Source organism: Streptomyces sp. NBC_01546 (assembly GCF_045208355.1).
Taxonomy (GTDB): domain Bacteria; phylum Actinomycetota; class Actinomycetes; order Streptomycetales; family Streptomycetaceae; genus Streptomyces.
Genome location: NZ_CP109379.1, coordinates 4,436,983 through 4,452,368, shown reverse-complemented (window position 1 = coordinate 4,452,368; position 15,386 = coordinate 4,436,983). Strand labels below are relative to the sequence as shown.

Here is a 15,386-nt window from a genome sequence, read left to right as displayed (position 1 = left end):
TCAACCCACTACGCTTGGTGAACATGAAGATCGCTTTCGTGGGAAAGGGCGGCAGCGGCAAGACGACGCTGTCCTCCCTCTTCATCCGCCACCTCGCCGCCAATGAAGCCCCCGTCGTCGCGGTGGACGCCGACATCAACCAGCACCTGGGCACCGCCCTCGGGCTCGGCGAGGACGAGGCCGCCGAACTGCCCGCCCTGGGGGCGCACCTGCCCCTGATCAAGGACTACCTGCGGGGTTCCAACCCCCGCATCGCGTCCGCCGACACGATGATCAAGACCACGCCGCCCGGCCGGGGTTCGCGCCTGCTGCGGGTCACCGAGGACAACCCGGTGTACGAGGCCTGCGCGCGCACGCTCCTGCTCGACGAGGAGCCCGTACGGCTCATGGCCACGGGGCCGTTCACCGAGGCCGATCTGGGCGTGGCCTGCTACCACTCCAAGGTCGGGGCGGTCGAGCTCTGCCTGAACCACCTCGTCGACGGCCCCGACGAGTACGTCGTCGTCGACATGACCGCGGGCTCCGACTCCTTCGCCTCCGGCATGTTCACCCGCTTCGACGTGACCTTCCTGGTCTCCGAGCCGACCCGCAAGGGCGTCTCCGTCTACCGCCAGTACAAGGAGTACGCGCGGGACTTTGGAGTCTCGCTCAAGGTCGTCGGCAACAAGGTGCAGGGCCCGGAGGACATCGAGTTCCTCCAGGACGAGGTCGGCGAGGACCTGCTGGTCACCGTCGGGCACTCCGACTGGGTGCGGGCCATGGAGAAGGGCCGGCCGGCCGCCTTCGAGCTGCTGGAGGCGACGAACCGGCTCGCCCTCCAGTCCCTCCAGGACGCGGCCGACGACTCGTACGCGCACCGCGACTGGGAGCGGTACACCGAGCAGATGGTGCGGTTCCACCTGAAGAACGCGGAGAGCTGGGGCAACGCCAAGACCGGGGTCGACCTGGCGGACCAGGTCGACCCCGGCTTCGTGCTGCGCGAAGGGGCCGCGGGGGCCGTAGCGGGAGAAGACGGAGCCGAGGCTCTCGTCAGTCCTCGTCCGCCCCGGCTTCGACCGACTCCTCAGCCGGCTTGACCGCGGCGGGGGCCGCCGGCGGTGCGGGCGGCGGCCCCGCGGTCAGGAACTTCGCCCAGCCCTCCTTCGGCGTCTCGCCGACGTCGAGGGTGCGCATCCACTCCACGGTCTTGGGGTCCTGTGCGTCCAGCCAGTCCGCCAGCTCGCGGAACGGCACGCAGCGGACCTCCTTCTGGGTGCACATGCCCTTGATGGACTCCTCGACGGCGCGCATGTAGGTGCCGCCGTTCCAGGACTCGAAGTGGTTGCCGATGATCAGCGGCGCCCGGTTGCCCTGGTAGACGCGGTCGAAGGCCTCGCGCAGGCCGTCGCGCATCTGGTCGCCCCAGTACGCGTGCTGCGAGGGGTCGCCCTGTGAGGTCGTTCCGGACTGATTTGTCATGAAATTGTAGTCCATGCTCAGGGTCTCGAAGGCGCGGCCCGGCACGGGCACCAGCTGCAGCGGGATGTCCCAGAGACCGTCCGTCTTCTTGGGCCAGATCTGCTTGCTGATGCCGCTGGAGTCGTAGCGGAAGCCCAGGTCCTTCGCCGCCAGCATGAAGTTCTTCTGGCCTTCGAGGCAGGGGGTGCGGGCCCCGACGAGCTCCTTGTCGTAGTCGAAGGGGAGCGCCTGCATGTCCTTCAGGCCCGCGTTGGTCTTCCAGTTCTTGACGAAGGACTTGGCCTGGCTGATCTCGCTCTTCCACTCGGCCACGGACCAGGTGCCGACGCCGCCGTCGGGACCGCAGAAGTGGCCGTTGAAGTGGGTGCCGATCTCGTTGCCCTCGAGCCAGGCCCCGCGCACCTGGGTGGCGGTGTCCTTGATGCCCTGGAGGTCGCCGAAGCCGATGTCGGAGCGGCCGGACTCGTGCTGCGGGGCGGTATAGAGGGAACGCTTTTCTTCCGGGAGCATGTACACGCCGCTGAGGAAGTACGTCATCCGGGCGTTGTACTTCTTGCCGACCTCGCGGAAGTGCGAGAAGAGCTTCTGGCTGTCCTCGCCGGCCCCGTCCCACGAGAACACCACGAACTGCGGGGGCTTCTCACCGGGCTTCAGCTTCTGGGCCGTCTGGACCTTCGGCTGCGCGCCGGTGTACGCGGTCGAACCGTCGCCGATGGGCCGGTTGACGCTGCCGGGGGCCTCGGGGGCGGCGGCGCCCTTCCGGGCGTTCTCGGGGCCGGGGGCCGGGGACTTGGCGTGCTCCGAGCCGCTGCACCCGGCCACTCCCAGGACCAGCGCCGTGGCGACCAGGCCACCGGCGATCTTCTTCGTGGCGGCGATCATCCGCCCCACCTCTCCCTCGCAGTTCCGTCGCAGGACTTCCGCGCCGCAACGTCCCATGCGGTCCGCCATGAAGAAGATGTGACAAGCCGTACAAAATGCTTAATCACCCTGGAGGGTTAATTCATAGGCCATTTGCCCGTATTGCCCACCACGGGCCTTTACTCTCCATTACCATCCATTTACCGAGTGTTGAGACTCCCGCCGCTTCATCCCTCCCCCAGAGGAGACGGGACCTTATGACAGCCACCTCACCCACACCCACAGACGAAGAGATCCGGGCGCAAGAGCTCCAGGCCCAGGAGATCTGCGCCAAAGCGATCCGCTCCAAGTCCCGCGAGCAGGCCCGCAAGGACCTGCCCGCGGACCTCTCCGCCTCCATCGCCGTCTTCCTGATCGCCCTGCCGTTCTCCCTCGGCATCGCCCTGGCCACCGGGGCCCCGCTCCAGGCCGGGCTGGTCGCCGCGGCCGTCGGCGGGATCGTCGCCGGACGGCTCGGCGGCGCCCCGCTCCAGGTGAGCGGACCCGCGGCCGGACTCACGGTCGTCAGCGCCGAATTGATCCAGCACTACGGGTGGCGTACCACCTGTGCCGTCACCGTGCTCGCTGGCCTCTGCCAGCTCGGCCTCGCCCTGCTGCGCACCGCCCGGTCGGCGCTCATGGTCAGCCCGGCCATCGTGCACGGCATGCTCGCCGGCATCGGCGTGACCATCGCGCTGGCCCAGCTGCACATCGTGCTCGGCGGCACTCCGCAGAGCTCCGCCGTCGCCAACGTCATCGGGCTGCCGGACCAGTTGGCCGATCTGCATCCGGTCGCGCTCGGCGTCAGCGTGCTGACACTGCTCGTCCTGTTCAGCTGGCCGAAGCTGCCCGGGCGGGCCGGCCGCGCCCTGCGCAAGGTGCCGGCCGCGCTCGCCGCCGTGGCGACGGCCACCGCGTTCGCCGCCCTGACCGGCCTCAGCCTGCCCCGGGTGGACCTGCCGTCCTGGCGCAGCCACGCCCTGCCCGAGCTCCCCGAGGGCCCGGTCCTCGGCATCATCGCCGCCGTCCTGACCGTCACCCTGGTCGGCAGCGTCGAGTCCCTGCTCTCCGCAGTCGCGACCGATAAACTGATCGCCTCCGAGCGGGGTACGGGCAACCGCCCGCCGCGCGCCGACCTCAACCGGGAACTGCGGGGACAGGGCGCGGCGAACATCGTCTCCGGCGCGCTCGGCGGACTGCCCGTCGCGGGCGGGGCCATGCGCAGCGTGGCGAACGTCAAGTCCGGTGCCGTCAGCCGGCGGTCGGTCATGCTGCACGGCCTGTGGGTACTGCTCGCGGCGGGACTGCTCGTCCCCGCCCTCGACCTGATCCCGCTGGCCGCGCTGGCCGCGCTGGTGATGGCGGTGGGCGTGCAGATGGTGAGCGCCACGCACCTGCGTACCGTCACCCGGCACGGCGAGATCGTGGTCTACGGCACGACCATCGTGGGAGTGGTCCTCGGCGGGGTCCTGGAGGGCGTGGCCATCGGCATCGCGGTGGCGGTCGCCCTGGCCCTGCACCGGCTGGCCAGGACCCGGATCACGGTGGAACAGCTGGACACCGGTGTCCACCGGGTGTGGGCGCGCGGGCAGTTGACCTTCCTCGCGGTGCCGCGGCTGAGCCGGGTGCTGAACCAGATTCCGCACGACGGGCGTGTGGTGGTCGAGCTGGACGGCTCGTTCATGGACCACGCGGCATACGAGACGCTGCAGGACTGGCAGGACTCCCACCTTGCCCACGGCGGATCGGTGGAGGTCACCGGCCGCCGAGCCGACGGGGCCCAGCGCTCCGACCTCGGCCCGCGGACCCCGCAGCGCGGCGGGCACCAGTGCTGCCGTCCCTGGACCCCGTGGCAGAACCACTGCGACCACCAGGCTGCCGACACCCTTGCGGACCAGGCCACCGCTGTCGTACCGGCAGCCCCGGCGCCGCCTGCGCGGCGGCGCGGCGCCGGTCAGCTGGCCAACGGGATCGGCGCCTTCCAGCGCGACACCGCACCGCACGTACGGGACGAGCTGGCCCGCCTGGCCCGCGAGGGGCAGCGGCCCTCCCAGCTCTTCCTCACCTGTGCGGACTCCCGCCTGGTGACCAGCATGATCACGGCCAGTGGACCGGGGGACCTGTTCACGGTCCGCAACGTCGGCAACCTCGTCCCGCTGCCGGGCGCCGAGTCCACCGACGACTCCGTCGCTGCGGCCATCGAGTACGCGGTGGACGTGCTCCAGGTCGACAGCATCACGGTGTGCGGGCACTCGGGCTGCGGAGCCATGCAGGCGCTGCTCAACTCCTCCCCCGGAGCCCCCATGACCCCGCTGCGCCGCTGGCTCCGGCACGGGCTGCCCAGCCTGGAGCGGATGGCCAGCCGGCACCACGCCTGGGCCAGGATCTCGGGCCGACTCCCGGCGGACGCCGTGGAGCAGCTGTGCCTGACCAACGTTGTGCAGCAGCTGGAGCACCTGCGGGCCCACGAATCGGTGGCCAGGCGGCTCGCCGAGGGCACGCTGGAGCTGCACGGGATGTACTTCCACGTGGGCGAGGCCCAGGCCTATCTGCTGTCCGAGGGCGAGGACTTCTTCGACTGCCGGGTCTTCGACACGGTCGGCCAGAGCGCCTGATTCACGACGACATCACGGCACGTTCGAACCGATACCCTCCGGTATCCGTGCAATCGCTTGGCCCCTTTCCGCACCCTGCAGCGGGAAGGGGCCGTCGCACGCACCTGGACGTGCTATAGGTCTAAACCAATTCTCGGCTACCTCTTGTCACCCGGGCCGCTGACTGATGAGCTATGCCGGGGACACAACGGACACCCTGGGAAAGGGATATGTCGTGAGCAATGAAAGCCTGGCCAATCTGCTCAAGGAGGAGCGGCGGTTCGCACCGCCCGCCGATCTGGCCGCCGCCGCCAATGTGAAAGAGGCTGCGTACACACAGGCCGACGCGGACCGGCTGGGCTTCTGGGCCGAGCAGGCCCGGCGGCTGACCTGGGCCACGGAGCCGACCGAGACGCTCGACTGGACGAACCCGCCCTTCGCGAAGTGGTTCGCGGACGGCAAGCTGAACGTCGCGTACAACTGCGTGGACCGGCACGTCGAGGCCGGCAACGGCGACCGTGTCGCCATCCACTTCGAGGGCGAGCCCGGCGACAGCCGCGCGATCACCTACGCCGAGCTCAAGGACGAGGTCTCCAGGGCCGCCAACGCCCTGACCGAACTGGGCGTCCAGGCCGGGGACCGCGTCGCCGTCTACCTGCCGATGATCCCCGAGGCGGTCGTGGCGATGCTCGCGTGCGCCCGTATCGGCGCCGCGCACTCCGTGGTCTTCGGCGGCTTCTCCGCCGACGCCGTCGCCTCCCGCATCCAGGACGCGGACGCCAAGCTGGTCATCACCGCCGACGGCGGCTACCGCCGCGGCAAGCCCACCGCCCTGAAGCCGGCCATCGACGAGGCCGTCGGCAAGTGCCCGCAGGTCAAGCACGTGCTGGTGGTGCAGCGCACCGGCCAGGAGACCGCCTTCACCGAGGGCCGGGACGTCTGGTGGCACGACGTGGTCGGCCGGCAGTCCGCCGAGCACACCCCCCAGGCCTTCGACGCCGAGCACCCGCTCTTCATCCTCTACACCTCGGGGACCACGGGTAAGCCGAAGGGCATCCTGCACACCTCCGGCGGCTACCTCACGCAGGCCGCGTACACCCACCACGCGGTCTTCGACCTGAAGCCGGAGACCGACGTCTACTGGTGCACCGCCGACATCGGCTGGGTGACCGGGCACTCGTACATCGTCTACGGGCCGCTCGCGAACGGCGCCACCCAGGTGATGTACGAGGGCACGCCGGACACCCCGCACCAGGGCCGGTTCTGGGAGGTCGTGCAGAAGTACGGCGTCACCATCCTCTACACGGCGCCCACGGCCATCCGTACGTTCATGAAGTGGGGCGACGACATCCCCGCGAAGTTCGACCTGTCGAGTCTGCGCGTACTGGGCTCGGTCGGCGAGCCGATCAACCCCGAGGCCTGGATCTGGTACCGCAAGCACATCGGCGGCGACCGCTGCCCGATCGTGGACACCTGGTGGCAGACCGAGACCGGCGCGATGATGATCTCCCCGCTGCCCGGCGTCACGGAGACCAAGCCGGGCTCGGCGCAGCGCGCGCTGCCCGGGATCTCCGCCACCGTCGTGGACGACGAGGCGAACGAGGTCCCGAACGGCGGAGGCGGCTACCTGGTCCTGACCGAGCCGTGGCCGTCGATGCTGCGCACCATCTGGGGCGACGACCAGCGGTTCATCGACACCTACTGGTCGCGGTTCGAGGGCAAGTACTTCGCGGGCGACGGTGCCAAGAAGGACGAGGACGGCGACATCTGGCTGCTCGGCCGGGTGGACGACGTGATGCTCGTGTCCGGCCACAACATCTCGACGACCGAGGTCGAGTCGGCGCTCGTCTCGCACCCCTCGGTCGCCGAGGCGGCCGTGGTCGGCGCCAACGACGAGACCACCGGCCAGGCCATCGTGGCCTTCGTCATCCTGCGCGGCAGCGCCTCGGAGACCGACACCCTGGTCGCCGAGCTGCGCAACCACGTGGGCGCCACGCTCGGCCCGATCGCCAAGCCGAAGCGGATCCTGCCGGTCCAGGAGCTGCCGAAGACCCGCTCGGGCAAGATCATGCGCCGCCTGCTGCGCGACGTGGCGGAGAACCGCACGGTCGGCGACGTCACCACGCTCGCCGACTCCTCGGTCATGGACCTGATCCAGAGCAAGCTGCCCTCCGCTTCCAGCGAGGACTGAGCAGGACCGAGCAGGACCGACGGGCCGATCGGCTCAGGGGGGTGTCCGGCGCACAGCGCGCCGGACACCCCCCTCGCATTTAAGGTGAAGATCACCCGATACGACTGCGCGCACCCTGTAAAGTAAGAGAAACGTCAATATTTGACATCTTTAACTCTCTAGGTGCGCCGGGAAGTCTGGTCGGCAACTGCATTCGTCATGCCGTCGACCAACCGGAGGTGTCCCACCCGTGGCCGCGCCCAACCCCACCGACCACCAGAGCCGCAAGTTCCTCGGACGGCTCTCGCTGCCCGAGCGCCGGTTCGTCGCCGACGCCCTGCGCACCGAGACCGTCGGCGGTGTTCTGCTTCTCGTGGCCGCCGTCGCCGCCCTGATCTGGGCGAACACCCCCGCCCTGACGGAGAGCTACCAGACCGTCCGGGACTTCCACATCGGCCCCGCGTTCCTCGGCCTGGACCTCTCGATCCAGCACTGGGCCGCCGACGGCCTGCTGGCGATCTTCTTCTTCGTGGCCGGCATCGAGCTCAAGCGCGAACTGGTCGCGGGCGACCTGCGCGAACCGAAGGCCGCCGCCCTCCCCGTCATCGCCGCGATATGCGGCATGGCCGCCCCCGCCGGGGTCTACGCCCTCGTCAACATCTTCGGCGACGGTTCCATGAGCGGCTGGGCGGTCCCGACCGCCACCGACATCGCCTTCGCGCTCGGCGTCCTCGCGGTCATCGGCACCTCACTGCCCTCCGCCCTGCGCGCGTTCCTGCTCACCCTCGCCGTCGTCGACGACCTCTTCGCGATCATCATCATCGCGGTGTTCTTCACCAGCGAGATCGACTTCCCGGCCCTCGGCGGCGCGGTCGTGGGCCTCGCGCTGTTCTGGTTCCTGCTGCGCCGGGGCGTCCGCGGCTGGTACATCTACGTTCCGCTCGCCCTGGCCGTCTGGGGCCTGATGTACAACAGCGGTGTCCACTCCACCATCGCCGGTGTCGCCATGGGCCTGATGCTGCGCTGCACCCGCAAGGAGGGTGAGACCCAGTCCCCCGGCGAGCACATCGAGCACCTCGTACGGCCGATTTCGGCCGGTCTCGCCGTACCGCTCTTCGCGCTCTTCGCCGCCGGGGTCTCCCTCTCCGACGAGGCCATCGGCCAGGTGTTCACCCGGCCCGAGACCCTCGGTGTGGTCCTCGGCCTGGTCGTCGGCAAGACGGTGGGCATCTTCGGCGGCACCTGGCTGGCCGCCCGCTTCACCAAGGCCGAACTGAACGACGACCTCGCCTGGCCGGACGTACTCGCCGTCGCCTCGCTCGCCGGGATCGGATTCACCGTCTCGCTGCTGATCGGCGAACTCGCCTTCGCCGGCGACCCGATCCTCACCGACGAGATCAAGGCCGCCGTCCTCATCGGCTCCCTCATCGCCGCTGTGATCGCCTGCGTCCTGCTCAAGCTCCGCGACCGCAAGTACCGGGCGCTGACCGAGGCCGAGGAGCGCGACGAGGACCACGACGGCATCCCGGACATCTACGAGGAGCACACCCCGGCGTACCACCTGCGGATGGCGAAGATCCACGAGGAGAAGGCCGCGGAGCACCGCCGCCAGGCCGAAGCGGCGGCCGGGTCCAGCATCGGGGGCGACCGTCCGGCATGATCTGACGAAGGACGGCGTACAGACGCGGCAGACGACAAAAGGAGAGAGCGATGAGCGCAGTGGACCAAGGGGCGCAAGGAGCCGAGCGCACACTCGGCCAGCTGGTCGCCTCGGCCACCGCCGAGATGTCGGCCCTGGTGCACGACGAGATCGCCCTCGCGAAGGTGGAGATCAAGCAGGACGTCAAGCGCGCGGGCATCGGCAGCGGTGCCGCGATCGCCGCGGGCGTGCTCCTGCTCTTCTCCCTCCCCGTACTGAGTTTCGCCGCGGCCTACGGGATCCATAACCTCGGGCTCGGGCTCGCCTGGTCCTTCCTCATCGTCGGCGTCGCGTTCTGGCTGCTCGCGGGCCTGGTCGGGCTCCTCGCCTACGTGAAGTTCAAGAAGGTCAAGCCGCCGGTGAAGACCATCGAAGCGGTCAGGCAGACCGCCGCCCTCGTCGCCACCGTCAAGCCCCACGAGCGACCGGTGAGTGACAAGGCTGTGGGTGTGGCACGCTCGTCCTCATGACAGCCCCCTCGCCGGACCCCAGCAATCCGCCCACCGCCGCCTCGGCGATCCGGCTCGATCTGCCCGGCGGTCAGGCGGTGACGCACCGGGACGTCGCCGCCAACGGCGCCCGCTTCCACGTCGCCGAGCTCGGTGACGGGCCGCTGGTGCTGCTGTTGCACGGTTTCCCGCAGTTCTGGTGGACCTGGCGGCACCAGCTGACCGCGCTCGCCGACGCCGGCTACCGGGCGGTCGCGATGGACCTGCGCGGAGTGGGCGGCAGCGACCGCACCCCGCGCGGTTACGACCCCGCCAATCTGGCGCTCGACATCACCGGGGTCGTACGGTCCCTCGGCGAGCCGGACGCCGCGCTCGTCGGGCACGATCTGGGCGGCTACCTCGCCTGGACCGCGGCCGTGATGCGGCCCAAGCTGGTGCGCCGCCTGGTCGTCTCCTCCATGCCGCATCCGCGCCGCTGGCGCTCGGCGATGCTGTCCGACTTCGGTCAGACCCGGGCGAGTTCGCACATCTGGGGCTTCCAGCGGCCGTTCGTCCCCGAGCGGCAGCTCGTCGCCGACGACGGCGCCCTCGTGGGGGAGCTGATCCGCGACTGGTCGGGCCCGCGGCTCCAGGAGGACGGCGCCGACGAGGAGGCACTCGCCGTGTACCGGCGGGCGATGTGCATCCCCTCCACCGCACACTGCTCGATCGAGCCGTACCGGTGGATGATGCGGTCGATGGCACGGCCCGACGGCCTCCAGTTCAACCGGCGCATGAAGCGGCCGGTGCGCGTGCCGACGCTGCACCTGCACGGCTCGCTCGACCCGGTGATGCGCACGCGGAGCGCGGCCGGATCCGGGCAGTACGTCGAAGCCCCGTACCGGTGGCGGCTGTTCGACGGGCTCGGGCACTTCCCGCATGAGGAGGACCCGGTGGCCTTCTCGACCGAGCTGGTGAACTGGCTCAAGGACCCCGAACCGGACCGCTGATCGGTATGACGAGCATTCAATTGCCTCGCGCATAGGCCAATTGGCCGCCTCGTACGGGGTTACCGACCATGGGGCACGGGCACAGCTCGGAGTATGGGCTGGACGCACGACTACGGTGACACCGCACACGAACGCCGCTCGGCAACTACGCCGGGCGCCCACGGGAGGACCGGCCGGCACGGCCACGACCTCCGCCTCGGGATTCCACGCATCCTGCGCCGCCGGGCCCTCTGGGTCTCGGCGCGCCTGCGTCATCCGCGGACGTAGAGACCCCATGACCAGCCGGTCCCTCGCGGGCCCGGCGTCTCGGTCTCAGAGGGCGCAGCCCTGGCTGTCGACCCGCTGTTCGGCGCTCCGGCCGATCCGGATGTCGTCGCGGATCTCGTCCACGGTCAGGGCGTAGCCGGTGTTCGGGTCGTCGAGGGACTTCGCGAACACGACCCCGTACACCTTGCCGTCGGGCGTCAGCAGCGGGCCGCCGGAGTTGCCCTGGCGGACCGTCGCGTACAGCGAGTAGACGTCGCGCCGGACGGTGCCCCGGTGGTAGATGTCCGGGCCGTTGGCGTTGATCCGGCCGCGGACGCGGGCGGAGCGGACGTCGTACGCGCCGTTCTCCGGGAAACCGGCGACGATCGCGTCGCTGCCGCTCCCCGCGTCCCTGTCGGTGAACTCCAGCGCCGGCGCCTTCAGCTTGGGCACGTCCAGGACGGCGATGTCGCGCTCCCAGTCGTAGAGCACGACCTTGCCGTCGTACAGCTTGCCCTCGCCGCCGATCTGCACGGTCGGCTCGCCGACCCCGCCGACGACGTGCGCGTTGGTCATCACCTTGCCGGGCGCGAAGACGAAGCCCGTGCCCTCCAGCACCTTGCTGCAACTGGGCGCGGTGCCGACGACCTTCACGATCGAACGCTTGGCCTGCTCGGTGATCGGGCTGCTGGCGAGCGCCGGATCGGGCGCCTTCACCTCGGTGATGGGCTCGTTGGAGAACGGGCTGAACACCTGCGGGAAGCCGTTCTGCGCCAGGGTCGAACTGAAGTCCGAGAACCACGTGTTCGCCTGTGCGGGCAGCACCCGCGACACGCCCAGGAGCACCCTGGAATTACGGACTTCCTTGCCCAGCGTGGGAAGTGACGTCCCGGCGAGCGCGGAGCCGATCAGCCAGGCCACCAGCAGCATCGCGACCACGTTGACCAGCGCTCCGCCGGTCGCGTCGAGCACGCGCGCCGGTGACCAGGTGATGTGGCGGCGGAGCCGGCTTCCGAGGTGGGTGGTGAGGGCCTGGCCGATCGAGGCGAAGACGATGATCACGACGACGGCGATCACGACGACCGTGGTGGACACCCGGGTGCCGTTGTCCGTCACCTGGTCCCAGATCAGCGGGATCAGGGACACGGCGATGAGGCCACCGCCGAGGAAGCCGATCACCGACAGGATGCCGACGACGAACCCCTGGCGGTAGCCGACGATCGCGAACCACACGGCAGCGAGCAGCAACAGGATGTCCAGCACGTTCACGTGGGTCACCGTCTCACGCGCGCCAGTCGAGCGGGACGTGACGTGAGCGGTCCCACGGCCGTTCCCACCCGGCGAAGTGCAGGAGCCGGTCGATCACCCCGGCGGTGAAGCCCCAGACCAGAGCGGATTCGACGGTGAAACCGGGCCCGAGGTGACCGCTCGGGTGGACGGCCGTGACCCGGTGCTCGGGGTCCGTGAGATCGGCCACGGGCACCGTGAAGACGCGGGCCGTCTCGGCCGGGTCAACGGCGCCGACCGGGCTCGGGGTGCGCCACCAGCCGAGGACCGGGGTGACGACGAACTCGCTGACCGGGATGTAGAGCCGGGGCAGCACCCCGAAGAGCTGGACGCCGGACGGGTCGAGCCCGGTCTCCTCCTCGGCCTCGCGCAGCGCGGCGCGCAGCGGGCCGGTGGTGTGCGGATCGCCGTCCTCCGGGTCGAGGGCGCCGCCGGGGAAGGACGGCTGGCCCGCGTGCGAGCGGAGGGTGCCGGCGCGCTCCATGAGCAGCAGCTCGGGCCCGCGGGCCCCTTCGCCGAACAGGACGAGCACGGCGGACTGCCGCCCGCGGCCGTCCTCGGGCGGCAGGAACCGGCTCAGCTGGGGCGGCTCGATGGTCCGGGCGGCCTCGACGACGGGATCCAGCCAGGCGGGCAGGCCGTCGGTGCTCAGAGCCGTCCCGTCACGCTCGCCGCTCCGGCCGCCGTACGACGCCTCGGACGCGTCGGCGTCGGCCCGGCGGTTCTGCGTAGCCCCAGTCATAGGCATCCCTGTCCGTGTTTTCCCACAACGCCAAACGCGGTGCGGGTACCGATTCGTTCCACAGGTGCGGCGCAGCTGCCGGGTCTCGCCCTCAACCCCACGCCCCGATCGCCGGCGAGGCCGGATTCACGCCGGTGCGGAGCCCAGGGGCGGGGCCGGGAGGCCCGGGTAGTCCGGGGGCGGGGTCAGGCGCTGGCCCGGCTGGCCGCCCTTCTCGTACTTCAGCAGCTTCCGCGCCTTCTCCGGGTCCGTCTCGCCCTCCCCGTACGCCGGGCAGAGCGGGGCGATCGGGCAGGCCCCGCAGGCGGGCTTGCGCGCGTGACAGATCCGGCGGCCGTGGAAGACGACGCGGTGCGAGAGCATCGTCCACTCGCTCTTGGGGAAGATCGCGCAGATCTCCGCCTCGACCTTCTCCGGGTCCTCCTGCTCGGTCCACTTCCAGCGGCGCACCAGCCGGCCGAAGTGCGTGTCCACGGTGATCCCCGGAACTCCGAACGCATTGCCGAGGACCACGTTGGCCGTCTTGCGGCCGACTCCGGGCAGGGTGACCAGGTCCTCGATCCGGCCCGGCACCTCCCCGCCGAAGTTGTCCCGCAGGGCCTGCGACAGCCCGAGCAGGGACCTGGACTTCGCCCGGAAGAACCCGGTCGGCCGGATCAGCTCCTCCAGATCCTCCGGAGCGGCCGCGGCCATGTCCTCGGGGGTCGGGTAGGCGGCGAAGAGGGCCGGGGTCGTCTGGTTCACCCGCAGGTCCGTGGTCTGCGCGGACAGCACGGTCGCGACGAGCAGCTCGAACGGGTTGCGGAAGTCGAGCTCCGGATGGGCGTACGGATAGATCTCGGCCAGCTCGCGGTTGATGCGGCGCGCCCGGCGCACCATGGCCAGCCGGGATTCCGGCCTCGCCGCGGAGGGCTTCACGGCCGGTTTCTTGGCCGAACCTTTACCCTCGGAGGCGGGCGGAGCCTTCGCGGACACCTTCACGGGGGCTTGTTCGCCCACGGCTGAATTATGGGCCGCCATCACTCCTGCGGACCCCTTGGCCTGTGCTCTCACCGGCTTATTGGACACCCGGCCAGCCTAAGCCCGGCCGCTGACACCCGCCCGGACCTCAGGTAACACCACCCTGATTGGTCTCTCACCACACAGCACGCGCGTCCGTCCGGCATCCTTAGTAGTGATTGATCGCACTGTTTGAGCCGTCCGGCAAAATGGGAGACCGGTCCCCTGAGCTGGTCGACATAGGAGAGAGACTCGTGGACGACGTTCTGCGGCGCGCCCCGCTCTTCGCGGCGCTCGATGACGAGCAGGCCGCGGAGCTCCGCGCCTCCATGGGCGAGGTGACCCTCGCACGCGGTGACGCCCTGTTCCACGAGGGCGATCCCGGCGACCGGCTGTATGTCGTGACCGAGGGCAAGGTGAAGCTCCACCGCACCTCCCCCGACGGCCGCGAGAACATGCTGGCCGTCCTCGGCCCCGGTGAGCTGATCGGCGAACTGTCGCTGTTCGACCCGGGCCCGCGCACCGCCACCGCCACCGCGCTGACCGAGGTCAAGCTGCTCGGCCTCGGGCACGGTGACCTCCAGCCCTGGCTCAACGCCCGGCCCGAGGTCGCGACCGCGCTGCTGCGCGCCGTCGCCCGGCGCCTGCGCAAGACCAACGACCAGATGTCCGACCTGGTCTTCTCCGACGTCCCCGGCCGCGTGGCGCGGGCGCTCCTCGACCTGTCGCGCCGGTTCGGCGTGCAGTCGGAGGAGGGCATCCACGTGGTGCACGACCTCACGCAGGAGGAGCTCGCGCAGCTCGTCGGCGCCTCTCGCGAGACCGTGAACAAGGCGCTGGCCGACTTCGCGGGCCGCGGCTGGCTCCGCCTCGAGGCTCGCGCCGTGATCCTGCTGGACGTTGAGCGGCTGGCGAAGCGGTCGCGCTGACGCCCTTGGCTTCGTGAAGGCCCCGCCCGTTCCTCGGGCGGGGCCTTCGTGCGTTCGGAAGCTGCGCCGTTGCGGCTGGATTTGCCGAGGAACCAGGCACAGTGGAGGCATGGAGCACAGAGGCCTGGACGCGTACGGGTACTTCGAGCGGGAGGGGTCCCTCGGCAAGGTGCAGGGGGAGTTCAGGGGCGTCGTCGCCGCCGCGCGGGAGCGGGTCGGCGAGGCGTACGGGCGGCGGCTGCACAGCGCCTACCTGTACGGCTCCGTGCCGCGCGGGACGGCCCGGCCCGGGCGGTCCGACCTCGACCTGCTGCTCGTCCTGCACCACGAGCCCGCCGGCGAGGACCGGGACGCCGCCGACGTGCTGGCGCGCGGGCTCGACGAGGACTTCCCGGAGATCGACGGGGTCGGCATCCTGCTCCAGGACAAGGCCGCCATGCTCAGCGAGGCGGAACGTTTCGACCTGGGCTGGTTCCTCGCCTGCCTGTGCACCCCGCTGCTCGGCGCCGACCTGGCCGAGCACCTGCCGCGCTACCGCCCGGACAGCCTGCTCGCCCGGGAGACCAACGGCGACCTGGCCGGCCTGCTGCCCACGTGGCGGACGAGGGTGCGGGAGGCCTCGGCCCCGGACGAGTACCGCAAGCTGAGCCGGATCTTCTCGCGGCGTCTGGTGCGCACCGGATTCACCCTGGTCATGCCGCGGTGGGGCGGCTGGACCAGCGATCTCGCCGAGTCCGCGGAGATCTTCGGGACGTACTACCCGGAGCGCGCGGCCCAGATGCGGGCGGCGGCCGCCGTGGCCCTGGATCCGGTCGCGGACCCGGCCGTGCTGCGCACCTACATCGAGGACCTCGGGCCCTGGCTCGCGGACGAGTACACGGCCCGGCACGGCGCCAAGAAGCGCCGGGGCTAGCCGGGCCCGGG

12 protein-coding genes are annotated in these 15,386 nt (G+C 70.5%); 8 read left to right on the top strand and 4 right to left on the bottom strand.

Annotation, left to right across the window (positions count from 1 at the left end; genetic code table 11):
- Positions 1 to 23: 23 nt before the first annotated feature.
- Positions 24 to 1,076: an ATP-binding protein gene (locus tag OHA89_RS20405; RefSeq protein ID WP_406366780.1), complete on the top strand. Its 1,053-nt coding sequence runs from the start codon at positions 24 to 26 to the stop codon at positions 1,074 to 1,076.
- On the opposite strand, the gene OHA89_RS20400 is transcribed toward OHA89_RS20405, so the two are convergent.
- Positions 1,030 to 2,340: a hypothetical protein gene (locus OHA89_RS20400; protein WP_266609231.1), complete on the bottom strand. Its 1,311-nt coding sequence runs from the start codon at positions 2,338 to 2,340 to the stop codon at positions 1,030 to 1,032. The genes OHA89_RS20405 and OHA89_RS20400 overlap by 47 nt on opposite strands.
- Positions 2,341 to 2,576: 236 nt before the next feature.
- Between OHA89_RS20400 and OHA89_RS20395 the strand changes: the two genes are divergently transcribed.
- From OHA89_RS20395 to OHA89_RS20375, 5 genes are all read left to right on the top strand, one after another.
- On the top strand, positions 2,577 to 4,973 hold the full coding sequence (locus OHA89_RS20395) for a SulP family inorganic anion transporter (protein WP_266609230.1): 2,397 nt from the start codon (positions 2,577 to 2,579) through the stop codon (positions 4,971 to 4,973).
- A 166-nt stretch (positions 4,974 to 5,139) separates the two neighbouring features.
- Positions 5,140 to 7,143 (top strand): acetate--CoA ligase, encoded by a 2,004-nt coding sequence (acs, locus tag OHA89_RS20390; RefSeq protein ID WP_266609229.1) that lies wholly within the window; start codon positions 5,140 to 5,142, stop codon positions 7,141 to 7,143.
- Positions 7,144 to 7,372: 229 nt separating this feature from the next.
- Positions 7,373 to 8,782 (top strand): Na+/H+ antiporter NhaA, encoded by a 1,410-nt coding sequence (gene nhaA / locus OHA89_RS20385; protein WP_257555606.1) that lies wholly within the window; start codon positions 7,373 to 7,375, stop codon positions 8,780 to 8,782.
- 50 nt (positions 8,783 to 8,832) lie between these two features.
- Positions 8,833 to 9,291 carry a phage holin family protein gene (locus OHA89_RS20380; protein ID WP_215143436.1) on the top strand — a complete coding sequence of 153 codons (459 nt, stop codon included), beginning with the start codon at positions 8,833 to 8,835 and terminating at the stop codon, positions 9,289 to 9,291.
- Positions 9,288 to 10,259 (top strand): alpha/beta fold hydrolase, encoded by a 972-nt coding sequence (locus tag OHA89_RS20375; protein WP_215143434.1) that lies wholly within the window; start codon positions 9,288 to 9,290, stop codon positions 10,257 to 10,259. Before OHA89_RS20380 ends, OHA89_RS20375 begins: the two co-directional genes overlap by 4 nt.
- 312 nt (positions 10,260 to 10,571) lie before the next feature.
- Here OHA89_RS20375 and OHA89_RS20370 read toward each other — a convergent pair whose 3' ends face one another.
- The 3 genes from OHA89_RS20370 to nth form a co-directional block, all read right to left on the bottom strand.
- A complete protein-coding gene (locus tag OHA89_RS20370; RefSeq protein ID WP_215143432.1) occupies positions 10,572 to 11,774 on the bottom strand; it encodes a MarP family serine protease in 1,203 nt (400 codons plus the stop codon).
- A 13-nt stretch (positions 11,775 to 11,787) separates the two neighbouring features.
- Positions 11,788 to 12,540 carry an NUDIX hydrolase gene (locus OHA89_RS20365; RefSeq protein WP_406366779.1) on the bottom strand — a complete coding sequence of 251 codons (753 nt, stop codon included), beginning with the start codon at positions 12,538 to 12,540 and terminating at the stop codon, positions 11,788 to 11,790.
- 120 nt (positions 12,541 to 12,660) lie between these two features.
- Positions 12,661 to 13,554: an endonuclease III gene (gene nth / locus OHA89_RS20360; RefSeq protein WP_257559392.1), complete on the bottom strand. Its 894-nt coding sequence runs from the start codon at positions 13,552 to 13,554 to the stop codon at positions 12,661 to 12,663.
- A 233-nt stretch (positions 13,555 to 13,787) separates the two neighbouring features.
- Between nth and OHA89_RS20355 the strand changes: the two genes are divergently transcribed.
- On the top strand, positions 13,788 to 14,462 hold the full coding sequence (locus OHA89_RS20355; RefSeq protein ID WP_003981529.1) for a Crp/Fnr family transcriptional regulator: 675 nt from the start codon (positions 13,788 to 13,790) through the stop codon (positions 14,460 to 14,462).
- A 109-nt stretch (positions 14,463 to 14,571) separates the two neighbouring features.
- Complete coding sequence (locus OHA89_RS20350; RefSeq protein ID WP_266609227.1) at positions 14,572 to 15,375, top strand: nucleotidyltransferase domain-containing protein; 804 nt, start codon at positions 14,572 to 14,574, stop codon at positions 15,373 to 15,375.
- Positions 15,376 to 15,386 lie beyond the last annotated feature (11 nt).

What these genes read in the sequence shown, in the direction of transcription:
- OHA89_RS20405 (WP_406366780.1), top strand. Translation starts at nt 24, where the DNA reads ATGAAGATCGCTTTCGTGGGAAAGGGCGGCAGCGGCAAGACGACGCTG.
- OHA89_RS20400 (WP_266609231.1), bottom strand. Translation starts at nt 2,340, where the DNA reads ATGATCGCCGCCACGAAGAAGATCGCCGGTGGCCTGGTCGCCACGGCG.
- OHA89_RS20395 (WP_266609230.1), top strand. Translation starts at nt 2,577, where the DNA reads ATGACAGCCACCTCACCCACACCCACAGACGAAGAGATCCGGGCGCAA.
- acs (WP_266609229.1), top strand. Translation starts at nt 5,140, where the DNA reads ATGAGCTATGCCGGGGACACAACGGACACCCTGGGAAAGGGATATGTC.
- OHA89_RS20380 (WP_215143436.1), top strand. Translation starts at nt 8,833, where the DNA reads ATGAGCGCAGTGGACCAAGGGGCGCAAGGAGCCGAGCGCACACTCGGC.
- OHA89_RS20375 (WP_215143434.1), top strand. Translation starts at nt 9,288, where the DNA reads ATGACAGCCCCCTCGCCGGACCCCAGCAATCCGCCCACCGCCGCCTCG.
- OHA89_RS20365 (WP_406366779.1), bottom strand. Translation starts at nt 12,540, where the DNA reads ATGCCTATGACTGGGGCTACGCAGAACCGCCGGGCCGACGCCGACGCG.
- nth (WP_257559392.1), bottom strand. Translation starts at nt 13,554, where the DNA reads ATGGCGGCCCATAATTCAGCCGTGGGCGAACAAGCCCCCGTGAAGGTG.
- OHA89_RS20350 (WP_266609227.1), top strand. Translation starts at nt 14,572, where the DNA reads ATGGAGCACAGAGGCCTGGACGCGTACGGGTACTTCGAGCGGGAGGGG.